Below are 22,643 nucleotides of genomic sequence, written 5' to 3'. Positions count from 1 at the left end.
TTCTTTAAGTGTCCAGATTACGGGCGGCTTCCGCGAACATGTCGCCTCGCTGCCCCATTCCGGTGTACATGTCTAGCGATGCCGCTGCTGGCGCCAACAAGACCACGTCTCCTGGCCCCATAACACCTGCGGCTGCTGCCACAGCCTGCGTCATCGCCTCTTGCGGATCCGTTGACTCAACGAGCGTGATCGGAATGTCAGGCCGAACTGCGCGCAGCGCGTCGGAAAGCACGCCCTTATCGACACCCAACAGCACCGCATGCTTGATGCGCGCGGCATGCGCCCGAACCAGGTCAGTCACGTCAGCGCCCTTGAGCTGCCCTCCGGCCACCCAAACGATGCTCTCAAGGCCGCGCATCGCGGCATCTGCAGCGTGAGGATTCGTTGCCTTTGAGTTATCGACAAAGCTCACGCCTGCGATTTCGTGAACAACCTGTCCGCGGTGTCCGGAAACCACAAAGCTTTCTAGTGCCTCGGCGATAGCAGTTGGTTCAGCGCCCATCGCGCGGGCCATGCCGGCAGCTGCAAGCGCATCTAGTTGGCCTGCAGGTCCGGCCGGTGAAATTCCGGTCGCTGGTGCGAGCACGACGTTGTCGCCGAAAGCCCGGTCAACGAGCATGCCGTCCTTGATGCCGAGTTGGCCTACTGCCGGCTCCGCCAACGTGAAGCCGACCAGAGTCGTGTCGGTCAGCTGCCGGGAGGCCTCCAAACGCTGCACTTGTTCACATACCGCGGGATCATCCGCGCCGTAAATAGCGACCTTACCTCGAAGGACTTTGGCCTTTGACTCGGCATATTCTAGGAAGCTGCCGTGCCAGTCGATGTGGTCGTCAGCCACGTTGAGGAGGCAACCGACCGCTGGGCTGAGCGAAGCAGACCAATGCAGCTGGAAGCTCGACAGCTCAGCGACGAGAATGTCGATGCGCCCCTGGGCTTGCAACGCATCGCCCACCGCAACGCCAATGTTTCCAACTGAGGCAGCTTTCATCCCTGCAGCTTGCAACATGGCGGTGGTCATGGCCGTCGTGGTTGTCTTGCCGTTGGTGCCGGTGATCGCCACCCAGGTGTGTGGTTCCCCGAAGGCTCCAGCCTGGTCTAGACGCCATGCCAATTCGACATCGCCGATCACTGGGATGCCTGCCATGTGGGCGTCGATAAGCACGGGGGTGCGTGGCGCCCAACCGGGTGAGGTGACCAGCATGCTGAATTCGCGAAGTTGCTCGCGTGCCTCTGCGACGCTCATTTCCGCGATCCCGCAAGCTTCGGCGAGTCGCAGGCGCGCAGTTTCATTGTCGTCCGCCACCGTCACTTTCACGCCGAGTTCACTGAGCATGCGTGCGCAGCCTGCGCCCGACACTCCCGCTCCTGTGACAAGGACGTGGCCTTGAAGTTCGTGTGGAAGCGTGAAAGTACTCATGGATTACACTCCTGAGGCTGCAAGCCAGTCGCTATAGAACAACGCCATGCCAACCATGCAGGCCATTGCTGTGAGCAACCAGAAACGAATAACAACGGTGGTTTCGGCCCAGCCGCCATTTTCAAAGTGGTGGTGGAACGGAGCCATGCGGAAGAAGCGGGTGCCTCGAGTACGGAAGACGAGAACCTGGATCACAACCGACGCTGCTTCAATAACGAACAGCGCGCCGATGATCACCATGAGAAGTTCGGTGTGCGAGGTGACAGACAGACCTGCGACCAGGCCGCCCAGAGCAAGGGACCCAGTGTCACCCATGAAGATCTTTGCCGGCGCAGCATTCCACCACAGGAAGCCTGCACAAGCACCGAAGCCCGCTACGGCAAGAATGGCGAGATCAAGTGGATCACGAACAGCAAAGCATCCTGGTTCAACGGTCACGTCGCAGGAATTACGGAACTGCCAGAAACCGATCAGGGTGTAGCAGCCCATCACCATCGCCGTCGTGCCGGCAGCCAGGCCGTCAAGGCCATCGGTGAGGTTGACGGCGTTCGACCATGCAGAGATGAGCAGGTACATGAACACCAGGAAGATAATGGTTCCGAGGATTCCCCCGCCCACCGCAATGTCGAAGGTATCAATATCGCGGGCAAAAGAAAGATGCGTAGAGGCCGGAGTTTGGCCACTGGAATCCGGGAACTGTAGCACCAAGATGCCAAACGCCAGCGCGACCACAAGTTGGCCAACCAGCTTGGCGGTCTTATTCAGGCCCAGATTGCGGCCCTTGGCCAGCTTGATGTAGTCGTCGGCAAAGCCCAGGATGCCCAAAGCCACAGTCAGACCGAGCACGATCAGACCAGATGCGGTAAACGCCTGCATGCCATTGGTCAGGGCGTACAGGTTGGCGCACACATACGCTGCCACGATGGCGACGAGGATTGCGATTCCACCCATGGTCGGAGTGCCACGCTTACGCATGTGCGAACGTGGGCCATCCTCGCGAATCTCCTGTCCCAGCCCCTCCGCGCTGAAGTAGCGGATGAGCAGTGGTGTAAGGAAGATAGCCACCAAAAAGCTAACCGCACCGCTAATAATGATCTGTGTCACAGTTGTCTACTTATCCTTTAATCTTTGCTGCCACGCCTCGTGACAACTTCACCACACGGCCGCTAGCGGTCCGAACCCGGTTTGCCCAACAATCCCTCAGCAACTCGCCACAGACCTGCAGCGTTGGAGGCCTTCACCAAAACAACATCGCCTGGGGAGAGCTCTCGATCCACCGCATTGATGGCTGCGTCTACTGAGTCGACAGTCAACGTAGTTATACCTTGCTCGTGGGCCGAAGTGGCCAAGGCATGACTGTTGACGTCTGTACCAACTACGATAAGCCTGTCGACCTGCATCTTGACCAGCTCGCCGGCCAGGGCTTCGTGCTCCGCAACTGCATCGTCGCCAAGCTCACCCATTTGTCCCAAGATTGCCCAGCTGTTTACGTCCGCACGGCCATGAGCGGTATAGGACAGCGCAGCGATACCAGCCCGCATAGAGTCCGGGTTGGCGTTGTAGGAATCATTGATAATGGTGACGCCGTCAGCTCGGGTCTGCACGTCCATGCGGTTTGCGGACGCACTTTGGTGCTGCGACAGCGCCTTTGCGACGTCAGCGGCACTCAATCCTGCTTCCAGGCCAACCGCTGCAGCCGCCAATGCATTGGACACTTGGTGTTCGCCAAATACTTGGAGCTTCACTGGGTAGCTCACCTGATCACCCTTGAGACGCAGCTTGAAGCTGGCTCGAGCGACCTCATCAAGGCGGATTTCGGTGGCATAGAGGTCGGCACGTCCCTTGGCTGAGGTGAAAACCACACGGGCCTTCGTGCGACGATCCATGTTGCGGACGAAGTCGTCGTCGGCGTTGAGCACCGCGAGCCCCTGCGCTGGCAGAGACTCCACAAGTTCGCCCTTTGCCTGGGCGATGTTTTCACGGCTGCCGAACTCGCCCAAATGGGCCGAGCCAACGTTGAGAACTACACCGACGTGTGGCGGTGCGATCTCAGCGAGGTGCGCGATGTGCCCAATACCGCGGGCGGACATTTCCGCCACGAGGAACTTAGTGGTCTCAGTGCAGCGCAACGCCGTGTATGGGTGACCGATTTCGTTGTTAAAGGAACCAGGAGGGGCCACGGTTTGTCCGACTGTGCTGAGGACGGTAGCCATGAGGTCCTTGGTCGACGTCTTTCCAGCCGAACCGGTAACACCCACCACGGTCAAGCCGTGCTCTGCTACGCAGGTGTCAATGACGAAGCGAGCCAGCTTACCCAGCCCAGCCAGCACCGACGCCATATCCTGTGCCTTCTCCCCTGCCATCGCGAAAGCGTCAGCATTTGAGGCTGGAACATCTGTGACTGGCACGATGACGGCCGGAACTCCGACCTCACGAGCAGCAAGAACCGCTACAGCTCCCGCTTCCACTGCAGCTTCAGCAAAGTCGTGTCCATCGACACGCTGTCCCGGGAGCGCAACGAACAAAGAACCAGGAGTGAGTTTACGAGAATCGAACTCCACGCTCCCGGTCACAACAGCTGCCGGATCAGCCCCGCCGGCAAGCGTGCCGCCGATGGCCTCCGCTATCTGGGCAAGAGTCAGATTAATCATTCTTGTGCTCCACTTCGTTTTGCACGGGCACGCAGGGCGTCGCGCACATGCTCACGATCATCAAATGGGTGGTTGATGTCCCCAACGAGCTGGCCGTTCTCATGTCCCTTGCCTGCAACAATAATCGCATCTCCGGTGCGTGCCCATTCGACAGCGGCAATAATTGCAGCGCCACGGTCACCGATCTCCTCGATCACCGGGCTGTGGCTGACCATTTTCTCTGCTTCCTTCGCACCAGCCAACACCGCAGCGCGAATCTTCGCAGGATCTTCGGAACGAGGATTGTCATCGGTGATGACCACGTAGTCAGCCAGCTCGACGGCTGCCCGGCCCATCAGTGGACGCTTGGTTGCGTCACGATCGCCACCAGCACCCAAAACAACTGCCACTCGGCCATTGGTCTGCGCCTTAACGCTTTCCAGAACTGCGACCACAGCGGCCGGCTTGTGGGCGTAGTCAACCACAGCGAGGAAGTCCTGGCCTTCATCGATGCGCTCCATGCGGCCTGGCACACCTACCTTGGCGATGCCGTCGATAAATGCGTCGATGTTCGCACCAGCAGACGCGGCCATTGCGACGGCGAGCGAAGCATTCGCTACGTTGAACTGACCGGGGAGAGTGAGATGGACATTGTGGCTCTTGCCATCAATGACAACATCAAACTCCTGGATACCGGCCGGGGAAACGCTGACCTCGCCGATGGTGATGTCGGCAGGCTGGGAGCCGGTGCTCACAGTCACGCACTCCGATCCAGCGATGGTGGTCATTTTCTGGCCCCATTCGTCGTCGACCATGATGACGGACTTTTCCGCACGCAGTGGTGAATCTGCGCGGAAGAAACCGGCCTTGGCTTCGAAGTACTCCTCCATGGTGTTGTGGAAGTCGAGGTGATCCTGGGAGAGGTTGGTGAAACCACCGACGGCGAAACGGGTGCCGGCGATGCGCCCCAAAGAAATAGCGTGGCTGGACACTTCCATCACCACGTGGGTGCAACCCTCATCGCGCATCAGGGCGAAGAGTTCCTGCAGTTTTGGCGCTTCAGGAGTGGTCAATTTGGTAGGAACAGCCTCACCGTTGATGCGAGTGCCGGTAGTACCAATGATGCCCACCTTGTGGCCTTCCGCCATCAAACCAGCTTCGAGCAAGTAAGTAGTGGTGGTCTTGCCGGAAGTTCCGGTGACACCAATGACGGTGAGATCCCGAGAAGGATGTCCGTAGACCGCAGCGCTCACGTCGCCCAGCACCTTACGAATGTCCTCGACTTCAATAACAGGGCGGGTGTCGCCCTTCTTGTGGAGGATCTTATGACCGGCGTGGTCGGTGAGAATTGCAGCGGCTGGAGTACCCTCGGCATACTCGGCGCCATGCGCATGCAGACCCGGCAATGCAGCGAACAGCGATCCCTCTCGCAACTCGCCCGAGTTAAGGGTGATGTGGTCAAAAACCAGCTCCGCCGGCGACGTGCCACACAAATGGCCACCGCTGAGGGTTACGAGCTCGGTGAGGGTAATGGACATGATTCTCCTAGGGTTATTTTATTGTGCTTGCAAGACTAATTGGCCGTCGACAGGTCGCGACAACGGCACGTTGTCCCTGTTCAGCAGCCACGATCCGATGTCGTGGAAAAGCGGAGCGGCGGTCTGTCCACCGTCACCGTGCACACCGCGTTCTGGCTCATCGAGCATGATGGCAATGACGAAACGTGGGTCATCTGCAGGCGCGATTCCGGCGAAAGTAATCCAGTACTTGCTGTTGGAATATGCCTGCGTAGTCGGGTCGACCTTCTGAGCGGTACCGGTCTTACCGGACACTTGGTAGCCCTCGATCCCCGCGCCGACGCCAGTACCCTGCTGTACACCAGTCGGATCCTTTTGGATCACGGACCGGAACATGTCAGTGACTACACGCGCTGTGTTTTCGCTGACCACCCGGGTCTTAGCTGGCTCAGGTTGTTGTTGCTCGGTGCCATCAGGATTGGTGACCTTCTTGATGATGCGAGGCTCAATGCGCTCGCCACCGTTCGCCAACGTCTGGTAGATGCTTGCCATTTGCAGCAGTGTGACAGACATGCCCTGGCCGATCGGCAAGTTAGCGAAGGTACCGCCCGACCACTGGGAACGCGCCGGAAGGAGGCCTTCCGATTCGCTCGGTAACTCAACGCCGGTGGAGCGACCGAGACCAAATTTGTCCAGGTATTGCGCAAAAGAATCCTCGCCCACGCGCTCAGCCAGCATCAGGGTGCCAACGTTGGAGGACTTACCAAAGATGCCCGTGGTCGTGTACTTCACATCGCCGTGCTCCCACGCGTCGCGAACGGTAACGCCGGACATGTGGATGGATCCTGGCACGGTGTGCACTTCATCGGGCGTCGTCAAGCCATTTTCGATCGCAGCAGCTGCGGTGATGATCTTCGCTACCGAGCCCGGCTCAAACGGGTGCGTCACTGCCGGGTTGTCGAAGCTCTTGCCCTTTTCCACCTGCTTTGCGACGTCACCTGTCGGATCAATCGTGTCGGAATTGGCCATCGCCAACACTTCGCCGGTCTTTGCGTCCAGTACGACTGCGGAGGCTTCCTTCGCCTTCGAGTTGACCTTGGCCTGTTCAACTTGCTGTTGGACGTAGGTCTGAAGGTCGAGGTCAAGGGTCAGCTCGATCTTAGAGCCGTCGGAGGCTGGAATTTGATCGCGAGTGGTGCCTGGGATGGCTTGGCCATCGGCGGAGAAATCCTGGGTGAGGCGGCCGTCAACGCCTGCCAACAATGCATCGGAACTGGACTCCAGACCAAACTGGCCTTCGCCGTCCATCGAAATCTTGCCGATGATGTTTTCTGCGATTGCCCCGTTTGGATATTGGCGAATGTCCTGATGGTCTGCTGCGACGCCTTGGAACTTCTGCGCGATGGTTGCTGCAACATCTGGATCGACGTTGCGCACGAGCACCTCATAATGAGTGTCTGCACGCAGCTTGTTCTTGATGTCATCACCATTGACCTTGGAGGTCGAGCCACCGGATTCGCTGATGATCTTCGGGATCTCCCGCGCCATTTCCTCGATCTTCTCATCGAGTTTCTGCTCCAGCACGGACTCCCGCTGTTCCTGCGGGATCGACGCCCACTGCCCCTCCAGCTGCAACGTCTGCTTGGCGCGTTCCTTAATTTCACCGCGCAGACGCTGTGGCGACACGGTCAGGGAGCGCGCTTGCATGGTGTACGCGAGGAGATTGCCTTCATGATCAGTGATGGAACCTCGACGAGCTGGATCGACGTAAACGTGGGTGCGCTGAGCTTCTGCCTTTGCTTGGAATTCTGGCCCCCAAACAATTTGAACCCACCCGAGGCGCGCCACGAGTAGGGCCGCAGCAGTAACAGCGATTCCACGAGCCAAGCGCATTCGAAATTGTGGCTCGTTTACCTTATCTGCCTGCCCTGGACGCATGCTCAGGCCATAGCGACGCTTTTCCCCGTTTCGCACCGGCTCGGAAGCAGGGCGACGTGCCTCAGCCTCGATCCGATCAGAGGACAGGTCCCGAGACGAGTAACCCCTCCCCGTTGGGGAGGCGTTCCTGGAATGAGACCGTCCTTTGCGAGGCGGGGTCATCTAACTCCTTGATCCTTCTCGTTTCCGTCAGTTAGCGCGTGCGCGGAGCGTATGGAGCTACTGCAGGCACGGAAGCGTTATTCTGCGGAATCGGTTGAATGTTGTCGGTGACGTCCTTGATTTCGTTCGGGTTCGTCGAAGCCTGCTCTGGTCGAATCGGGGCTCCGTTCACATCAATAATAGGACGGGTGGCCACTGGATCACTGGGACGCTGCTCCGTAATGGCCCCATCTTTTTCTACAGCGAGGATTCCTGGCATCTCTGCCACAACCATGCGATTGTCGGCAGCAACGCGAGCCACCTCTGCAGCAGCTTTTGCCTGCTCAACGTCACGATTCAACGTCTCCAACTGGTTGTCCAGCTGCTGCTCCTGGGCGGTGAGTTTTTGCAGTTCAAAGGCCTGCTCCGTGGAAATGCCCGACAGGCCCATGATGCCCGCGATGGAGACGAACAGCATGAACAAAACACCAATGGCAAGGCGGATGCGGTGCGGATCTGCCTTCTGCGTGGTGACCCGGCGACCACGCACCGAGACAACCTGCTGGGACCCAAGCTTGCGCTGGAAGCGACGCGTGCGGTCCGGCTGCACTTCAAGTGGTCGCAGGCCACGGCGTGGTTCGACGGTACGCCCTGGCTGCTGGGTGCGCTGTGGACGCTCAAGCAGCGCCTGGGCTGCGCGACGTCGCGGGGTCTGTGGCGGGGTGATGGTGCTCATGAGAAGTCTCCTCCGTCATTAAGTGCGATGCGTTCGGCAGCCCGCACTCGGACAGGTGCGGAGCGTGGGTTTTCAGCGATTTCAGCTTCGGTTGCGGTCTCTGCTCCGCGGGTCACCAAAGTGAACTTTGGAGCGGTGCCAGGCAGATCCATTGGAAGCCCCGGCGGGGTCTTCGATTGAGTGAGGTCAGCCAGTGCCTTCTTCACGATCTTGTCTTCCAGCGACTGGTAGCTCATGAACACCACTCGCCCACCAAGCGCCAAGCGGTCGCAAATCATCGGGATAACGTTCTTCAACGCGTCCAATTCCCCGTTGACCTCGACACGAAGTGCCTGGAAGGTTCGTTTCGCCGGATGCCCACCGGTGCGGCGAGTCGCCGCCGGGATGGTGGCGTACAGCAGCTCTACAAGCCTTGCCGACGTAGTGAAAGGCTCCTTCTCGCGTTCTCGCAAAACTGCGGAGGCAATCTTTCCAGCAAAACGCTCGTCGCCATAGGCTTTCAGCACATGCGCAAGCTCACCGTGCGAGTAGGTGTTCAGCACGTCCGCTGCGGTAATGCCCTTAGTTGGATCCATGCGCATGTCCAGTGGCGCGTCCACCTTGTAGGCAAAGCCTCGTTCCGGCTGATCCAGCTGCATCGAGGACACCCCAAGGTCAAACAACGCGCCCGCGATGCCATACTCGCGAGCGCGTTCCATCACGACGCCCTCTTCCTGCTCAATTGCGTTCGACAGGCCGTCGAAACGCGTTTGCACAGGCTGGAACCGATCGCCGAACGGCCGCAGACGCTCGGTCGCGCTTGCCAGAGCGTTCGGGTCACGGTCAATGCCGATCACACATGCCTGCGGAAAAGTCTTCAGGAAATGCTCGGTGTGTCCGCCCGCGCCGAGGGTGCCATCGACGATCACGGCGTTCTCCCCCAGCTTCTCGACGGCCGGGCGCAGCAAATCCGCCATGCGATCGCGCATCACCGGAACATGTCCGTGATTAGCTTCGATGTCAAAGTTTTCCATGTGATCGTCTCACCCCCTCGGGTCGTTGTTTGGGTTGTCCGATACGTATAGGGCCCTGCTTGAAGCGAATCGATCTGATGTCGGGGAAGTACACCAGAGCGTTAGACCTCCAAGCAGAGTCCTTACACGCACCGCGCTTTACTTAAAGGAGCCCGCCCAGAATTTCGCCCTCGGCACTAGAGAACGAATCTTCCGTTTCGGCCTGGTAGGTGGCCCATGCTTGTGCATCCCAGATCTCAAGGAAATCAACCGAACCGATGACGACACATTCCTTCGTCAGCCCCGCATATTGACGGTGCGGTGCCGACAAGGTGATTCGCCCTTGCGCATCAGGCCGCTGCTCATCAGCGCTAGCTGCCAAGTTACGAATAAACGCACGAGCTTCCGGATTCGTACGAGATACCTGCGCCGCCTTGCGAGCACGTTCCTCGAACTCAGCCTTCGGGTAGATCGCCAGAGAGTGATCCTGCCCTTTAGTAACCATCAGCCCACCAGCCAGGTCCTCGCGGAACTTTGCTGGCAGCGTCAATCGCCCCTTGTCATCCAACTTGGGCGTGTAGGTACCAAGGAACATGCCCGGACCTACCTTCCCTCATGGATATTTCCTTGCGGTCTTGCAGTACACCGTCCCCCGCGACTAATTCGACACAAGAGACACATACCCCAACTACCGACACCCACCTTACCCCACTTTCCCCCACCTTCAACCCCCGACGCCCCACTTTTCCACCACCGAACATTGTTAATGCAGGTAGAGATGAAAAACTTAGCAGAAACTTATTTTGCCACTTTACGGTCGCTTTTTCACTTTAGTCACATTGGCAACATTGGCACCACTGGCTGCTATTTACAGGCCACTAGATTTTGCATGAAAACCGCAGGACACTGTCACCACAAGCAAAAATTGTCGACAAGGTGGGGCAAAGTGGAGGGCCGTGTGGGGACAAGTGGGGGATGTGAAATCTTTCCCGGCTTTGGGCAGCTTTCGGGAATTGGTTGGCGGGCTGGGGTTGAGGTGCCAACTCTCGGGAGGGCGATAATCCGCGTTAGATAATGGGCCTGTAGCACTTTTGAAGTGGGCAATATGCGACGGGGAATATCGTTGTCACGAAGCACGACACGAACAGCCCAATACCCCGCCCCCCCCCCCGGCATTGAGCTTGTTTCCCCATTCAGCGGCGCAACATTTTTACGCAATCAGAAAACGCAATCAGAAAACGCAAAAAGGGGCACACACCCACTTGGTGTGCGCCCCTACTTTGTCAGGGATCTTCTATTGCCCGTCTTCGAAGCGGCTGCGGAATCGTTCGTCCATTCGCCCTGCAAATCCGTTTCCACGCGGAGAGTCCACGCGAGCGGACCGCACTCGAGGTCGAGCCGAGATGTTTGTTTCACCGTTGCGCAACATCCATATGCCGGCACCGAGCATCAGCAGAAATCCCGCGACACTGAGGGCAATGAACCACATAGTCATCGGACTCAATGCGATTCCCCCGATAAGCAGGACGAGACCAAGCACACCGAGGGCGATTCCCTTGAGGGAGAAAACCACGCGAGTTTCCCCAACTGCGCCAGAGACGGCGGCGCCGAATTTGGGATCGTCAGCCAGCAGCGACTGCTCAATTTCTCGCAGTGCCCGCAACTCTTGTTCAGAAAGCGACACTGTTTCCTCCGATCGATCTTTATGACTGGTTCATAGTGTGTAACGCCCAGAGTATCGCGAAAGTTCCCAAAGATCGAAAAGTTTCCTAATAATTAGGCTGCAGCCTTACCCTGCACTCCACCTGATTCGACTTCATCCAAGAAGTGCTGAGTGAGCTCGATGAGATCGGCCACCAATGCTGGGTCAACTTCGTTATCCAAACCGCTAATGAGTCGAGAGCGCTTCTTGGAAAATGGCGCAAAACTTGAAGCCCATGCCACCCCATCGCTGCCCGCGAGCGCAACTCTGCCCCATGCCCCCGCGGGCAGCCGTCGACGCTTTGCCACAGAGGTTCCCGCGATGTACGCACCAGCAGTACGAAGAGCAGCTTGATAACCCAGCTCCATAGCATCGACATAGTTGCCTCGCCCATATTCCCGGACGGCGTCGCGAAGCAAGATGGAAGCACGGCGTATGAACGCAGCTTGCTTCGATCCGGCCCCACCGAGCGCTCGCGTCGTTGCAGAAACTACAGTTGCCATGACCTTTACCTCACTTTTGTTTAGCTCCTTCACTGATCCGTAGCCTAAACCGACCGCCGGACACCTAAATCCAAAATTAGAACACCAGTTCTAATATCTATGCATATTACCTAGTCAAAGCATATTTTACTCTTCACTTACCCAGTTTTTGCTCCGAAGTGAACAAGTTCATGATTCGATAGAGTTGTGCCAATCATGATCCGACATCTTGAACGAGCTGAATTCGTCTATCACACCCCACAGCTGGTGGATCTGTACATGAGCGCGATGGGTTATGCCCCCGACCTCCGCGAATCCTGGATCACGTCATGGCGTCGCAATGCAATGAGCGCCGGCTTCAAGGCTCTGGTTGCGCTCGATGAGGGGGGTGTCGTTGGAGTCGCGTACGGGCACACTGGCACCCCCATGCACTGGTGGCATCTGCAGGTTCAAAAGGGCCTTATCCTCGCCGAAAAGTACGAGGAGAACCGGCAGATGCTCAGCAGCTATTTCGAGCTGTCGGAAATTCACGTCTCCCCCGAAGCACAAGGGAAAGGCGTCGGCAGCATGTTGCTAATTGAGCTTCTCGAAGCGACCAATCGACCCTTCACACTTCTGTCCACGCCGGAAGTAGAAAATGAGGCAAACGGGGCTTTTGGTTTGTACCGCAAGTTCGGCTTCGAAGATGTACTGCGGAACTTTACTTTCACCGGGGATGACCGGAAATTCGCCATCCTAAAGGCAGAGTTGCCACTAGCCCCACGCAGGGGCCAAGCCTAGGTTGTGCAGCACTTCTTGGGTGGCCTTGGCAAAGTTCATGGTCATGAAGTGCAGATCAGGCACCCCTTCAGCCACGAGGCGTTCGGCCATTTCCGTCGAAATGCGGATGCCTTCTTCGCGCACAGCGCCGTCACCGCTCAGGGCCGCCTTTTCCAGACGCTGCCCCACTTGCGGGTTCATCGTCGCGCCCGAAAGCTCGATTTGGCGGTGCACCGATCGGAGCGAAGTGATCGGCATGATGCCTGGAATGATCGGCTTGGCGCCATGTTCAGGGTCTGCAGCTGCCAGGCGATCTCGAAGACGGAGGAAATGATCGACATCGAAGAAGACTTGCGTGATGGCGTATTCCGCACCACCTCGCAGTTTTTCAAGAGTAACTGAGGTGTCCTCGTCAAGTGACCCGGCGCGATGGTGACCTTCCGGGAAGGCAGCGATTCCGATATCGAAATGGCGGGCTGCAGGAATAGACTTGGTCAGCTCGATGAGCTGCGAGGTGTATTCCAATCCCTCAGGCGCCTTGATCCATTCTCCCAATGGGTCGCCTGGCGGATCACCGCGAAGGGCAAGGAGGTTGCTCAGCCCCGCGCGAGAATAGCTTTCGATGATGTCGACGAGCTCCGCTTTGCTGTGCTCAACCAGGGTGAGGTGGACGAGCGTGGTCAACGGCAATTCAGCCAAGCGTTGGGCGATGCGGAAGGTGCGCTCACGGGTTGACCCCCCGGCCCCATAGGTCACCGAAACAAACGAGGCTCCGAGGCCCTTAAAGGTTTCGGCTGCGGACCACAGGCGTTGCTCGGCGGCATCGTCACGCGGTGGCATGAACTCGACAGAGAACATGACGTCGTTGCTTTCGCGGAGCAATTCGGAAATGGGCTGCTGTCGTGTGAGAGTCATGGCTAGGTATCTTATTGTTAAAGACGTGCCCGTTGGCTGTTTTTGAAAATTTTTTGAGTTCGACGTCGAGTTAAGGATGTTTCACCGTGGCTGTATCTGATGTGCAGAATCCCAAGCTTTCGGAGTTCCCCGCAGCGGTAACGTCCTGCTTGCAGGAGTTTTTCGACTCCAAGCGCGCCCAAATGTTGGACATCGACCCGGTCGTTTCTCAAGCAGTCTCATTTCTTGAAGACATGGTCATCGGGGGTGGCAAACGCATGCGTCCAATGTTTGCGTGGAACGGCTATTGGGGCGCCCACGGTCATGATGACGAAGATCCTGCCGCAGTTTTGCGCGCGGTGTCTGCCCTGGAATTCATTCAGGCGTGCGCCCTGATCCACGATGACATCATTGATGCTTCCGATACTCGCCGAGGCTCCCCGACCGTGCATCGTCGCGTCGAAGCAGTCCACAAGACCGAGGGGTGGAACGGAGACGCCGCTGATTTTGGCGTCGGCGTCGCCATTCTTGTTGGCGATTTGGCCCTGTCCTGGGCAGAGGAGATGCTCCAAACTTCAGGACTCAGCCTCGCCGCGCTCCAGCGTGTCACCACCCCATGGAGCGCCATGAAGACCGAAGTCATCGCAGGCCAGATCCTTGACATCACCGTCGAAAGCTCCGGCAACGAAGACCCTGCGATCGCCGAAAAGGTCAATCGCTTCAAGACCGCGGCCTACACGATCGCCCGCCCGCTGCACATCGGCGCAGCGCTTGCCGACGCCCCACAGCCACTCATCGATTCGTACCTGGCGTTTGGCCACGACATCGGCATTGCTTTCCAGCTCCGCGACGATCTTCTCGGAGTCTTCGGTGATCCCGAAGTCACCGGTAAGCCTGCCGGCGATGACCTGCGTGAAGGCAAGCGCACGGTGCTGTTCGCCGAAGCGCTAAAAATCGCCGATGCGTCCAAGCCTGCCGATGCGCAGCGTCTCCGAGAAGGCATCGGATCCACTGCGGATCCTGTCGAACTCGCGGAACTTGCTGGCATTATCAAGAAGTTGGGCGCGGAAGAGGTCGTCGAAAAGCGCATTGCCGAACTCACCTCGGCGGGCCTGGCGCACCTCGATGACACGCCACTTCCTGACCACATCCGCACCGCTCTTCACGAGCTAGCCGTGCGCGCAACGAATCGTGCGGTTTAACGTGGCAGATCTTCGTAGGCTGACCTGGCTTGGGGCAATGGCGTCGCTGGCCATCGCACTAGCCTCATTCGGCGCAGGCGCCATCCGCAATCGCGGTGGCGTTTTGGAAGCCTTGGGGCTGTCGGTGCTGTCCTATGGACACGGCGCGGGAGTGTCCAACACCATTCTCTGGCTGGGACTATTCGGTTTCATCGCAGTGTGGGCAATGCTTGGAAACGCCCTGCGCCACACCCAGGTCACACTCGGACGGCTCTACCGCATGACATTTTGGTGGCTGCTCCCGCTGCTGATTGCTGCGCCCATTTTGTCGCGCGACGTGTACTCCTACCTCATGCAGGGAGCAATGCTTCGCGACGGCTTCGACCCCTATACCCAAGGCGCTGCCGTCAACCCCGGCCCAATGTTGCTGGAAGTAAGTCACGACTGGCGCAACACCACCACGCCCTACGGTCCGCTGCACCTGTGGCTAGGCGAGATCATCACTTCGATGGTCGGTGACAATGTTACCCTCGGTGTGCTGCTGTACAAGCTAGTTTCGATTTTCGGTTTCGTGCTCATCGCCTGGTCGGTGCCACATATTACGAAGGAACTCGGCGGAAACGAGACCTGGGCGCTGTGGCTCGGCGTAATGAACCCTGTCATGGTGTTCCACCTCATCGGTGGCATGCACAATGAGTCCTTGATGGTCGGCCTCGTGTGCATCGGCTTATGCTTTGCCGTGCGCAGGAAGTTCGTCCTGGCGGTCATTTGCATCGCCGTGTCAGTGTCGCTCAAAGCCACTGCTATTTTTGCTTTGCCGTTCGCAGTATGGATGGCAATGAGGTCAATGGTTAACGGTTGGAGTGCCCACGATGTTCGACGCAAGCTGATCGCATTTGTGCTCTGTGGCTCGTGGATGACGGCTCTGACGATTGCCGTCGTGGGAGCGGTGACCTGGGCATCGGGCGCATCGTGGGGTTGGGTTTCCCAGATTTCCGGCAACTCCAAAGTCATTAACCCGCTGGCGTTCCCATCTCTCGTAGCCAGTTTGATGACGCCAGTAGGCGAAGTCATCAATGAAAACCTGGAATACAACAGCTTCCTGTCAGTCACACGCCCGCTTGCGCAAGCGGTCATGTTGATCGGGCTGGTCACAGTCTGGTGGATCTACCGCCAAGATCGGGCGCGCGCCATCATGGGCACAGTCGCGGCCTACGCCGTCGCTGTGGTTTTTAACGCGGTCACGTTGCCGTGGTACTACACCAGTTTGTTGAGCCTGGTGGGAACGTATCCTGCGACGGACAAACTGCACAAGATTGTGACGTTCTTGTCCATCATCGTCGCTGCCTCGTTCGCGGGCAGCGGAAACCACATGCTGTATAACCCGGTGTGGATGTCGCTCGTGGTGATTGGGGCGTGGCTCGCAACGAGCTACGTGTTCCGAGCCCGCCCTCAAGCGGACTAAATAGCCATCGACTGGGCGCGACGCATGACCTCGCGTGCGAGATGCCCGTGCAATGCGTCAACTGGGCGACCAGGCAGGGAATCATCCTCGGTGAAGAGGTAGCGGAAAATTTCCTCATCGGAGTAGCCGCCGTCGGAAAGCAGAGCGATCACGCCGGGGACGAATTTGATCAGGTGGCCATCGTCCGCGAGGAAACGCTCGGGAAGACATTTAACACCATCTCGGGTCACAGCAATCAAATGATGATCGCGTAGCTGGTGCATGACTTTGGTGACCACAACGCCCATGCGCTCGGCAAATTCAGGAACAGTCAGCAGTGGTTCATCTGCAGGAAGCACGTCTTGTGCGGATGGAAAAGAGCTCACAATTGCTGAGTTTACCTGGGTCGGATAGCACTTTCCTCCTTCGGTACGCAATACTGTTGTGCATGAGCTATGTACAGGTCGGGGATGTCCTTGATGGTCGCTATCGGCTAGATGCCCAGATTGCCAAGGGCGGCATGTCGACGGTGTTCCGTGGCGAGGACCTTCGTCTGGGACGCCACGTCGCGGTGAAGGTCATGGACGACCGGTACCTCGACGACGCCATCTTCAGCAGTCGCTTCGTCCGAGAAGCGAAGTCGATGGCCCAGCTCAGCCACCCCAACATTGTCGATGTCTACGACTTCAATTCCGCCGGCGACCACGCCTACCTCGTCATGGAATTCATCAGCGGTGGCACCCTGCGGGAACTCCTCGCCGAGCGTGGCCCTATGCCACCCCACGCTGCGACTCAGGTCATGCGTGGCCTACTCACCGGCCTGTCGGTCGCACACAAGCAAGGCCTGGTCCACCGCGACATCAAACCTGACAACGTACTGATCAACGCCGATCATCGGGTCAAGCTGACAGATTTTGGCCTCGTTCGGGCAGTTGCACAATCGGAGCGCACTTCGGATCAAATCGTCGGCACGGTGTCCTACCTGTCTCCCGAGCAGGTCGCAGGCGAGCATATCGGCCCCGCTGCTGACGTGTACTCCGCCGGCATCCTCCTCTTCGAGCTTCTCACCGGCACCACCCCATTCGCAGGCGACACCCAGCTCGCGCATGCCATGCAGCGTCTTCACGCAGACGTGCCCGCCCCAAGTTCGCGCATCGAGGGAGTTCCGCCGCTTTTCGACGAGCTGGTCGCCGCGGCTACTCATCGCGACCCATCCGATCGTTTCCCCACCGCAGCTGAGTTCCTCGCCGCTCTCGAAGACGTTGCCACGGAGCTGGAGCTGCCTTCCTTCAAGGTGCCGGTCCCGCTCGATACGGCTGTCTCCCGAGCTACAGAAATAGTCACCGCTGAGCAACCACAGCCAGCCCAGTCGACCAGCATTTTGCCACAGCCCAGCGCGCAGCCGGAGCCGCCTACCACGGCGTTTCCGCCAGTCGCACCGGCGCCTGAGCCCCAGACCTCGGCCTTCCCTCCTGTGGCGCCCTATCAGAACACCGAGGTGGCGTTGCCGGTACAACAGGCACCTGCCACCCCAGCTGAGATTTCCTTTGAGCAACCAAAGCCGATGAGCAACCGCTCTCCTATCAAGTTGATTGCCTGGCTGTTGGTGGTAGCGCTATTGATTGCTGCCGTCGCTGTAGGTGGTTGGTGGTTCGGTTCAGGCCGCTACGGGGAAATTCCCCAGATCGTCGGTTTGGACAAGAGTACGGCGGTCTCGCGGGTGTCGACGGCGGGTTTCAAGCCGGTTGTCAGCGAAACGTATTCTGATGACGTGGCCGTCGGCAAGGCGGTGGGAACGCAGCCCCCTTTTGGCCAGCGAGTGCCGCGCTCTAAAGAAGTCGCGGTACTCATTTCCAAGGGCCAGCCAACTGTTCCAGCGGTCCCCGTTGATGGTGATGTGCAGCAATATCGCCAGGCGCTGTCCGAGCGCACTCTGAAATTGGAATTCGGCGCTGATGCCTATTCGGACACGATCCCTGTCGGTGGCATCGCTACGGTCTCTCCTGCAGCTGGCGTCACCGTGCGCACGGGCTCCACTGTCACTGCGCAGATCAGCAAAGGTCCAGCGCCTGTTGACGTCCCTGATGTCAGTGGCAAGGACGAGGCGACCGCAAAGAAGATCCTCACTGACGCGGGATTCACCATCCGGTCCACCACCTCTGCGTTCTCCGCAAAGCACCCTGCGGGTGAAGTCATCTCTACCAACCCCGGCCCCGGCACAAAGCTCAAGCGCGGCTCCGACGTGGAACTGAAGGTATCCAATGCGATTAAGGTCCCGGACTTGGTCGGAATGACCTACGACGAGGCAGTAGCGGCCCTCGGCGACGACATCACCATTTCCGTCGAAGAGACCAATGCAGCGGGAGACAAGCCTCAGGAGATCGTCGGTATGAGCGAGAAAGCAGGCGCACTGATTAACCCTGAAGGGGCACACATTTCGCTGCAGGTCGCAACGCGGATTAAGGTGTCATCTGTGATTGGAATGAGTGTTAATGAAGCTACCCAGACTCTTCAGGAGCAGGGTTTGAATGTCACCCTTCGTCGTGAAGGCGACACCGTGCTGATGCAATCCCCACGCGCAGGTAGCAAAGTTGATGTGGGCAGCACGGTTGAATTGACGGCCATCTAATGCTCAAGAGCCGAAACATGCAGGTAGTGTTCCTGTTACTCGCCGTTGGTGGCGTGATTCTCAGCCGAATCCGGGCAATTCCCCCGACCTTCAAATGGCCCATCGACCTCGAAGTTTATATCGGTGGCGGACGCTTTATTCTAGACGGCCAGCCTTTATATGATCATGGCGTCGCCACCAGCGGGATCGATCTCCCCTTCACTTATCCGCCATTCGCCGCGATCCTCTTCGCCACCTTCTCCTGGCTCCCCCTGCCAGTCATCATCATTGGTTACCAGCTGGTGACGCTGTTCTTCGCCTACCTGATTGGCCGCTGGCTGGGACTTCCAGCATTCCTCATGCCGGTGCTCATGCTCTGTACGCAGCCTGGCTTTTCGACGCTTTCCTTCGGGCAGATCAACATCTTCCTGCTCACTCTGATTGTGGCCGATGCCCTGGACAAACGACCATCCTGGCTGCCTCGTGGCTCACTAATCGGTATCGCAGCCGCCATCAAGGTCACCCCAGCGATTTTCGTGCTGTACTTCCTGGCAAAGCGGGACCTCAAGGGCGTCCTTGGGCTCATTGGTGGTGGCGCCGCCGCTACTCTGCTGGCTGCCGCGCTGCGTCCGCAGGACACGTGGGAATACTTCACTGTGGCCCTCCCGAACGCGAATCGCGTGGGCGATCCCGCCTACATTCACAACGCCTCGATCAACGGCGTCCTGAGCCGACTGGGATTCGAGGCTGCGTCTGATGCAGTGGCCATTGCCTCCGTGGCCCTGGCGTGCTGGGTGGCGTACCGCGCATCCAAGCAAGGCAAAGACCTCGTCGCCTTGTGCGCCGTTGCTTCCGCAGGCTTGTTGTTCAGCCCGATTAGCTGGACCCACCACTTTGTCTGGCTGCCGATCATTGCAGTGGTTGCGCTGCGCGAAGGCATGCCCAAAGCCTTTGGTTGGTGGGTTGGCATTGCGACAACGCTCGGGTTGACGCTCACAGCCTTCAACTTCTGGCTCGCTGATGTGGCAGGAGCGCAGTATGCGCTCATCCTGATTGTGTTCCTGCTGTACTTCGCAAAAACTGGCGCCGCCTCCAATAAGGAAACGACGCCAGCACTTGCACCAAACAGTGTTTAATTACTGGTTGCGGAGCATCTCCGCAACCAGGAAGGCAAGTTCGAGAGACTGTTGGGTGTTCAGGCGTGGGTCACATGCGGACTCATAACGGCCTGGCAAATCAACATCAGTGATGTCCTCTGCTCCACCCAGACACTCCGTGACGTTTTCGCCCGTGAGCTCGATGTGAATGCCACCTGGGTGGGTTCCCAGCGCACGGTGGACCTCGAAGAAGCCCTGAACCTCATCGATGACCTTGTCAAAGTGGCGCGTCTTGTAGCCATTGGACGAGGTGTGGGTGTTGCCGTGCATTGGGTCGGACTGCCAAATGACCTTGTGCCCAGTGGCTTCCACGGCCTGAATGATGCCAGGAAGAACGGTGCGTACCTTGTCGTGGCCCATGCGAGCCACCATGGTCAGTCGTCCTGGTTCGTTTCGCGGATCCAGCTTCTCCACGTATGCGACGGCTTCTTCCGGAGTAATCGTTGGGCCGATCTTGATGCCAACTGGGTTCGCGATCATCGCCGCGAAGTTCACGTGGAAGTCTTCCAGACCGCGAGTGCGCTCACCAATCCAGAGCTGGTGCGCAGAAACATCCCAGATCTGCTCCTGGCTTTCATCCAGGCGCAGCATTGCACGCTCGTAGTCCACCAGCAGGGCCTCGTGGGAGGCGAAGATGGTGGCCGATCGCAGGCCTGGGTCGTCGACGCCACAGGCGTCCATGAAGCGCAAACCCGATTCGATTTCGCGGGCGAGAGCCTCGTAGCGCGCACCAGCAGGTGAGTTCTGTACGAATTCGCGGTTCCACTCGTGCAGGCGTCGCAAATCTGCGGTTCCAGAGCTGGTGAGGGCACGCACCAAGTTCATCGCAGCCGAGGAATTAGCGTAAGCGCGAATCATGCGTGCAGGATCGTGGCGACGAGCCTCGGGGGTCGCCTCCACGCCGTTGACGATGTCACCACGGTAGTTCGGCAGGCCGTTCGCATCCAGGTCAGAGGAGCGTGGCTTCGCGTACTGTCCAGCGATACGAGCCATCTTCACAACTGGCGTCGACGCGCCATACGTCAGCACCACTGCCATCTGCAGCAGCGTCTTGATATTGGCCTTGATGTGTTGCTCAGTGTTGCTCTCAAAAGTTTCGGCGCAGTCACCACCCTGCAACAGGAAGGCTTTGCCCAGGGCAACGTCGGCAAGCAAGCTCTTGAGGTCGAGGATCTCTTGTGGCACCACGATCGGTGGCACAGTTTCGAGGATGCGTCGCACAGCAGCAGCTTGCTTGGTGTCCCAGGTTGGCTGTTGATGGGCGTCCCGAGAGATCACATCGCGCCAGGTTTCCTCGATTCCAGGAGGCAACGGAGGCAGGCTTGGCAATTCGTGTACGGGGATATCAACTGTCCAACTCACACCTCAAAAACTACCCTATCCGGCAGCGTTCTTGGAGCTTAGGGGTAGAACTGCCATGCATGCCTTGAACTTCGCGAGATTATGGCGGGCGTCGACAAGCGCGTCATGAGCTCCCGACGGCAACGGCGGCAACTTCGGATGACCAGCCATCTCCCAATACTGCTTCAGCTCCCGGGTGTAACGTGGCAGTTCCTTCGGCAGCCCGGACATGTCGCCCCAGAGTTGTGCAAGAACGACGTGGTCGTACGCCCCGACCCACGCCCACAACTGGGGTGCGGTGCTTGCCGACGTCAAGAACTCGAATACTTCACGCCTGATCGTATCCCGGGATTTCCAGGCACTGTCGCTTGGATTCGGCAGCTGAGCGAGGACATTGGCTCTTACCCAAGGATTGGCTTTGCTGGCGTTGAATTCGGTAGACACTGCGTAGTATTCGCGCCCGTCTTCAGCGACGATGCCGATGGACACGAGGTCGATGGAATTACCGTCTTCGATGAATTCTGTGTCATAGAAGTAACGCACGGCCCGGCTTTCTAGGGTTTTAGTGTTTAGTTACCTTAGACAGTAGTCGGGGGCGAGCATCGGCAGTCTTTTGCCCCTGTGATTTCGGGAAAACGGCCGGCGGTTTCACGCTCCAGCCAAGCACGGGCACCTTGGAGATGCCGTGGAAAACCGCACCACCAATGAGGCTGAACGCAACGCAGGCCCACACCCACACGCTGGCATTATGCAGCGGATTGCTGTGGCCGATCTCGAAATTCACGCCACTGAACAGAACATGGTAGTTAAACAGAATCGTAAGCCCGAAGCCGTGCCCGATGTACAACACGAGAGTGTTGCGTCCAAAGAAGCGCAGCACGGGGAACACGACCGGAATTTTCGTCAGCGCGATCGCGAGTGTCAGAGCTGCCGGCAGCGTCAGAATGCGAATGAGAACGCGGACTAGCAGCTCGGAATCGTCAAAGCCCAGTGTGGTTATTCCAGGCACCACCCATCCGGCAAAGTCAACACCCCATTGGGTCTCCCACGCATGAGTTACTCGCCACTGCAACCAATACGTCAGGGCTGTGAACGCAAGACCCAACGGGTGCAAAGCGCGCTCTGCAAAGGCTGCAACGAGCTCCTTGAGCCTGACTCCGATGACGAAGATTGGCAGGTACAGAAGCACGTGGTTGAGAATGGACGGGCGTTCCGGATAGATGAGCAAAACCAGTGGCAGGAAGCTGGCTAGAACTGCCATCGGCGCGTTTAGGCCGCGGGTTGCCCACGCAAAAAAGGTCACGATGACCAGGCAGTAGAGAAACCACAGCAGCGAGGCACCTTGGAGGGCGGCCTCAAGAACCATGTCGATGGTCGGTTCTGGATCATCCAAGAACGTGTGCCACTCAGCGTATTTGAGCCACAGCTCGATCGGTGCCCACACTGCATACGGGACGGCAAGGAACCACAGGCGCTTCCAGATCAATTCTGCGAAGGAAAACCGGAGAATTTTTGCAGCGAGAAACCCGCTGACAAGAAAGAACAGGGGCATTCGGACGGGGTCAAGGAAGGCGTTGATTTTCGCGGGGATGCTGTATTCGCCATTGGGCACTGCCAAGGTTGCGTGCAGAAAGAGAACTCCAAGAATGGAAAGACCTCGGGCGGCGTCTGGCCACTCGAGGTACTGTTTCTGCTGCACTTTCG

At 58.3% G+C, this 22,643-nt stretch carries 20 protein-coding genes; 5 read left to right on the top strand and 15 right to left on the bottom strand.

What is annotated here, in order from left to right:
• Nucleotides 1-4: 4 nt before the first annotated feature.
• From murD to WG939_RS10020, 10 genes are all read right to left on the bottom strand, one after another.
• Nucleotides 5-1,417 carry a UDP-N-acetylmuramoyl-L-alanine--D-glutamate ligase gene (gene murD, locus WG939_RS10065; RefSeq protein ID WP_339985346.1) on the bottom strand — a complete coding sequence of 471 codons (1,413 nt, stop codon included), beginning with the start codon at nucleotides 1,415-1,417 and terminating at the stop codon, nucleotides 5-7.
• A 3-nt stretch (nucleotides 1,418-1,420) separates the two neighbouring features.
• Nucleotides 1,421-2,521: a phospho-N-acetylmuramoyl-pentapeptide-transferase gene (gene mraY, locus WG939_RS10060; protein WP_339985344.1), complete on the bottom strand. Its 1,101-nt coding sequence runs from the start codon at nucleotides 2,519-2,521 to the stop codon at nucleotides 1,421-1,423.
• 62 nt (nucleotides 2,522-2,583) lie between these two features.
• Nucleotides 2,584-4,068: a UDP-N-acetylmuramoyl-tripeptide--D-alanyl-D-alanine ligase gene (locus WG939_RS10055; protein ID WP_339985342.1), complete on the bottom strand. Its 1,485-nt coding sequence runs from the start codon at nucleotides 4,066-4,068 to the stop codon at nucleotides 2,584-2,586.
• Entirely contained in the window at nucleotides 4,065-5,585 is a 1,521-nt protein-coding gene (locus WG939_RS10050) for a UDP-N-acetylmuramoyl-L-alanyl-D-glutamate--2,6-diaminopimelate ligase (RefSeq protein WP_339985340.1), read from the bottom strand. Before WG939_RS10050 ends, WG939_RS10055 begins: the two co-directional genes overlap by 4 nt.
• Before the next feature lie 18 nt (nucleotides 5,586-5,603).
• Nucleotides 5,604-7,457 (bottom strand): peptidoglycan D,D-transpeptidase FtsI family protein, encoded by a 1,854-nt coding sequence (locus WG939_RS10045; protein ID WP_339985769.1) that lies wholly within the window; start codon nucleotides 7,455-7,457, stop codon nucleotides 5,604-5,606.
• A gap of 238 nt (nucleotides 7,458-7,695) precedes the next feature.
• Nucleotides 7,696-8,379, bottom strand: a complete 684-nt coding sequence (locus tag WG939_RS10040) for a hypothetical protein (RefSeq protein WP_339985338.1) — start codon at nucleotides 8,377-8,379, stop codon at nucleotides 7,696-7,698.
• A complete protein-coding gene (gene rsmH / locus WG939_RS10035; RefSeq protein WP_339985336.1) occupies nucleotides 8,376-9,392 on the bottom strand; it encodes a 16S rRNA (cytosine(1402)-N(4))-methyltransferase RsmH in 1,017 nt (338 codons plus the stop codon). The genes WG939_RS10040 and rsmH overlap by 4 nt, the downstream gene beginning before the upstream one ends.
• A 142-nt stretch (nucleotides 9,393-9,534) precedes the next feature.
• Nucleotides 9,535-9,966 carry a division/cell wall cluster transcriptional repressor MraZ gene (mraZ, locus tag WG939_RS10030; protein WP_339985334.1) on the bottom strand — a complete coding sequence of 144 codons (432 nt, stop codon included), beginning with the start codon at nucleotides 9,964-9,966 and terminating at the stop codon, nucleotides 9,535-9,537.
• Nucleotides 9,967-10,665: 699 nt separating this feature from the next.
• Nucleotides 10,666-11,055 (bottom strand): DUF3040 domain-containing protein, encoded by a 390-nt coding sequence (locus WG939_RS10025; RefSeq protein ID WP_339985331.1) that lies wholly within the window; start codon nucleotides 11,053-11,055, stop codon nucleotides 10,666-10,668.
• Between the two features lie 92 nt (nucleotides 11,056-11,147).
• On the bottom strand, nucleotides 11,148-11,576 hold the full coding sequence (locus tag WG939_RS10020) for an SAV_6107 family HEPN domain-containing protein (protein WP_339985329.1): 429 nt from the start codon (nucleotides 11,574-11,576) through the stop codon (nucleotides 11,148-11,150).
• A 195-nt stretch (nucleotides 11,577-11,771) separates the two neighbouring features.
• Between WG939_RS10020 and WG939_RS10015 the strand changes: the two genes are divergently transcribed.
• The gene (locus WG939_RS10015) at nucleotides 11,772-12,335 is read left to right on the top strand and encodes a GNAT family N-acetyltransferase (RefSeq protein WP_339985327.1); all 564 of its coding nucleotides are present in this window, start codon (nucleotides 11,772-11,774) and stop codon (nucleotides 12,333-12,335) included.
• On the opposite strand, the gene WG939_RS10010 is transcribed toward WG939_RS10015, so the two are convergent.
• On the bottom strand, nucleotides 12,309-13,229 hold the full coding sequence (locus tag WG939_RS10010) for a methylenetetrahydrofolate reductase (RefSeq protein ID WP_339985325.1): 921 nt from the start codon (nucleotides 13,227-13,229) through the stop codon (nucleotides 12,309-12,311). The genes WG939_RS10015 and WG939_RS10010 overlap by 27 nt on opposite strands.
• An 86-nt stretch (nucleotides 13,230-13,315) precedes the next feature.
• Between WG939_RS10010 and WG939_RS10005 the strand changes: the two genes are divergently transcribed.
• Together WG939_RS10005 and WG939_RS10000 are read left to right on the top strand one after the other, a co-directional pair.
• Nucleotides 13,316-14,410, top strand: coding sequence for a polyprenyl synthetase family protein (locus WG939_RS10005; RefSeq protein ID WP_339985323.1), 1,095 nt, complete (start codon nucleotides 13,316-13,318; stop codon nucleotides 14,408-14,410).
• A gap of 1 nt (nucleotide 14,411) precedes the next feature.
• Nucleotides 14,412-15,854: an alpha-(1->6)-mannopyranosyltransferase A gene (locus WG939_RS10000; RefSeq protein WP_339985321.1), complete on the top strand. Its 1,443-nt coding sequence runs from the start codon at nucleotides 14,412-14,414 to the stop codon at nucleotides 15,852-15,854.
• On the opposite strand, the gene WG939_RS09995 is transcribed toward WG939_RS10000, so the two are convergent.
• Nucleotides 15,851-16,219, bottom strand: coding sequence for an Rv2175c family DNA-binding protein (locus WG939_RS09995; RefSeq protein WP_339985319.1), 369 nt, complete (start codon nucleotides 16,217-16,219; stop codon nucleotides 15,851-15,853). The two genes, WG939_RS10000 and WG939_RS09995, sit on opposite strands and share 4 nt — an antisense overlap.
• Before the next feature lie 62 nt (nucleotides 16,220-16,281).
• On the opposite strand from WG939_RS09995, the gene pknB reads away from it, so the two are divergent.
• Nucleotides 16,282-18,462: a Stk1 family PASTA domain-containing Ser/Thr kinase gene (gene pknB, locus WG939_RS09990; RefSeq protein WP_339985317.1), complete on the top strand. Its 2,181-nt coding sequence runs from the start codon at nucleotides 16,282-16,284 to the stop codon at nucleotides 18,460-18,462.
• Nucleotides 18,462-19,577: a glycosyltransferase 87 family protein gene (locus tag WG939_RS09985; RefSeq protein WP_339985315.1), complete on the top strand. Its 1,116-nt coding sequence runs from the start codon at nucleotides 18,462-18,464 to the stop codon at nucleotides 19,575-19,577. The genes pknB and WG939_RS09985 overlap by 1 nt, the downstream gene beginning before the upstream one ends.
• Here WG939_RS09985 and WG939_RS09980 read toward each other — a convergent pair whose 3' ends face one another.
• Genes WG939_RS09980 through WG939_RS09970 form a run of 3 tightly spaced genes read right to left on the bottom strand, consistent with a single transcriptional unit; the run spans nucleotide 19,578 to nucleotide 22,638 of the window.
• On the bottom strand, nucleotides 19,578-20,960 hold the full coding sequence (locus tag WG939_RS09980) for a class II 3-deoxy-7-phosphoheptulonate synthase (protein ID WP_339985313.1): 1,383 nt from the start codon (nucleotides 20,958-20,960) through the stop codon (nucleotides 19,578-19,580).
• A gap of 15 nt (nucleotides 20,961-20,975) precedes the next feature.
• Entirely contained in the window at nucleotides 20,976-21,482 is a 507-nt protein-coding gene (locus tag WG939_RS09975; protein WP_339985311.1) for a polyadenylate-specific 3'-exoribonuclease AS, read from the bottom strand.
• A gap of 19 nt (nucleotides 21,483-21,501) precedes the next feature.
• On the bottom strand, nucleotides 21,502-22,638 hold the full coding sequence (locus WG939_RS09970) for an acyltransferase family protein (RefSeq protein ID WP_339985309.1): 1,137 nt from the start codon (nucleotides 22,636-22,638) through the stop codon (nucleotides 21,502-21,504).
• Between the last annotated feature and the right edge of the window lie 5 nt (nucleotides 22,639-22,643).

Source organism: Corynebacterium sp. H130 (genome assembly GCF_037572395.1).
Taxonomy (GTDB): Bacteria; Actinomycetota; Actinomycetes; order Mycobacteriales; family Mycobacteriaceae; genus Corynebacterium.
The sequence above is the reverse complement of the archived record's forward strand: the minus strand, read 5'-3'. Positions and strand labels throughout refer to the sequence as shown.